The sequence below is a fragment of the Marilutibacter spongiae genome, assembly GCF_014145325.1.
Taxonomy (GTDB): Bacteria; Pseudomonadota; Gammaproteobacteria; order Xanthomonadales; family Xanthomonadaceae; genus Marilutibacter; species Marilutibacter spongiae.
This window is the reverse complement of record NZ_JACHTF010000034.1, coordinates 1-2403: the sequence shown is the minus strand read 5'-3', so window position 1 is coordinate 2403 and position 2403 is coordinate 1. Positions and strand designations below refer to the sequence as shown.

Annotated in this window: 3 protein-coding genes; 1 reads left to right on the top strand and 2 read right to left on the bottom strand. The window is 61.7% G+C overall.

Annotation, left to right across the window (positions count from 1 at the left end; all coding sequences use genetic code 11):
* A partial coding sequence (locus H4F98_RS16565) for an energy transducer TonB (RefSeq protein ID WP_182688932.1) occupies nt 1–547 on the top strand: 547 nt, incomplete at its 5' end.
* A gap of 822 nt (nt 548–1369) precedes the next feature.
* Here the strand turns inward: H4F98_RS16565 and H4F98_RS16560 are convergent.
* Together H4F98_RS16560 and H4F98_RS16555 are read right to left on the bottom strand one after the other, a co-directional pair.
* Entirely contained in the window at nt 1370–1912 is a 543-nt protein-coding gene (locus H4F98_RS16560) for a hypothetical protein (protein ID WP_182688931.1), read from the bottom strand.
* A 20-nt stretch (nt 1913–1932) separates the two neighbouring features.
* Nucleotides 1933–2355: a hypothetical protein gene (locus H4F98_RS16555; protein ID WP_182688930.1), complete on the bottom strand. Its 423-nt coding sequence runs from the start codon at nt 2353–2355 to the stop codon at nt 1933–1935.
* Nucleotides 2356–2403 lie beyond the last annotated feature (48 nt).

Genomic DNA, 2403 nt, shown 5'->3' with positions numbered 1-2403 from the left:
ATTGGAGGCCAAGCTCGCAGGTTGGGTACGCGCCAGCCTTGAGTCGCAGGTTTACGTGGCTGCCCGGATCGGTGATCATGCGGTGGCCAGCAGCAGTTTCGTCACCGGCACCGTGGTGCTGGAGCCGGTCGATGACGAAAATCTCAAAGCCACGCTGCAGGGATTGAAACTGGGCCCTGTGAGCGGAACCCTTGAACCGCCGCGATATCCGGTGGACATGGCGCGGAGCGGTCAGGAGGGCTCAGTGCTCGTGTTGTTCAGGATCGACGGGGACGGGCGTCCGCGGGACATCCGCTATCTCGACGCTTCAGACGCGCGAGTGGAGGCTGCCTTGAAGCAGGTGATCTCCAAGTGGCGTTTCGAGCCCGAGCGCGTTGATGGTGCTGTCATTGATGACCCGGTGGCAGTGCCTGTCTGGTTCCATCCGATGGGGTCCTCTTCGACCATGCCGAAGTGGGCATGCCCAGCGCCGGTTCGAAGGCCCCGTCTGACCGGGCAAGACCCATGCCTAGATGTCATCGAAGTCGCGGCCATGCCGATGCGGTAGGCCTCATAGCGAGTATGGCCGGGGCAAGGATATGGGGGCGAACGCCATCAATTGATGGCGTTCGCAATGACAGAAAAACAGGGGTCACAGTAGACTTCCTCATTCCACGTCCCGTCATGTTCTGAGGCATTGGGAGCTCAAACCGTGGAGCACATTTTCACGTTCCTTCTTGGAACGATTGTCTTGGCTACTGTCGTTATCCTGATGCTCTGGGTGACGTGGTTGTTCGTGGAGAGGCTTCGCAAGCGCAAACCCGTTGCCCGGAGCTTCTTGAGGTGGCTGCTCGACCTGTTCGACATTGTGTCCGGGATCGGATAGCGCTCACGGACGGGTGTCGAACTTCCTCTTTGTCCAGGCCGTGGACCGCATCATCCCGTGCGTGAGACGCTTGTCCGAGGTCGCCGACCTCGTCGCCCGGGCGCGGGGCCTCCCGGGTGAATTCACGAAGATCAAGCGCACGTCGGAAGGCGTGTCCCCGGATGCGGCCTTTCGGCCTTATCCGGGCTACGGCTTAGCGCGTTTGTCGGTCGGCGTAGCCCGGATAAGCGCAGCGCATCCGGGGCGCCCGTTCCGTCTGCGAGCGCGCGCAGTTTGATTTCTTGAGGCCTGTGAATCAGTGCGGCGCCCTTTGTTGCGTCGCCTTTGTCGCCGCGTCGATAATCGGGCGATAGGTTTGGTATCGCGCCGACCTTCGGGGATGCTCAGGGGTAGCGATGCAAGAGATTCGTTGGGCGGCTCTCGGACTGGGACGATGACAAGGGCTTCGGGTTCGTCATCCCGCACCGAAAACAGGGGTGAAAACAGGGGTCAGAGTAGACTTTCTCAGGTGAGGTGATCAATTGGGCCAGGCCACTTGCATGGCGCAGAAAATGATCGAACGAAAAGTGCGCTCTGACCCCTGTTTTCCGTGACCTCGAAGTAGGGCTCGGTGATGCGGCGCATGCACCAGGTGGTCGCGTCGGCGCGCTTGCGTGCGATGTCGTGCGCGGCTTCCAGCAGCGCCTTCCGGGTCTGTTCGCGGATTCGGTCGCGCGCCTCCCTGGCGGCCATCCCGGCCAGCGGGCCCGAGGCCGGGGTAAGGATCTGCGCCGCCATCTGCACGGCCAGATAATCGGCACCGCCTTCCATCAGTTCATCGACATTGGGGATCGACGGCGGCAACCCGACCGCCGCCATCGCCGCGTCGAGGGCGAAGGACACCGCGCTGTCGGGTACGAACGGCAGCAACGAGGCCACCAGCGAAACCACCATCTGCTTGAGGTCGGCATACGCCGCCGAGGCCCAGTTCACCAGATCGACCAGCGCGCCGGGGGCCTCGCCGATACTGCGGGCATGGGGGGCCGAAAAGTGGAAGCGTGGGGGCACGGCCCCCACGCTGCGCCTTGCTACCTCGGACTTACCGCTTGCGCAAGGCAGGTCTCATCCACGGTGTTGCCTGCAGGGATCGCTTCGATACACCGAAGTACCTTGGATGTCGATGCCCCCCCTGCTGGCGACAGTTCGAGCCTGGCGGCCCGTGCAACCATCGACTGGTACCTAGCGCGCTCGCGCTCCGGCAATTGATGAATGGTTCCAGCCAACCCGATGCTGAGTGAATTGAAATTGATCCTTGAAATCTCCAGTACCGCAGCGGGAGAGCGGGCCTGACCATCGGCATCGACCAGATTGCGGTACTGGGTTTCCCAGCTGCTGGCGATCGCGACACCTGTCGACTGGCTTGCCGAGTCGAGCATGGTCGCGGCCACGCAGCCTGCTCCCGCGCCAACCATGAGGATTATCAAACTTGAAAGTATCGATTTTCTGTTCATTGGATCTTCTCAGTTGGCTATAAAACTTCGGTCCAGCAATGAAGGATC

What these genes read in the sequence shown, in the direction of transcription:
- H4F98_RS16555 (WP_182688930.1), bottom strand. Translation starts at nt 2,355, where the DNA reads ATGAACAGAAAATCGATACTTTCAAGTTTGATAATCCTCATGGTTGGC.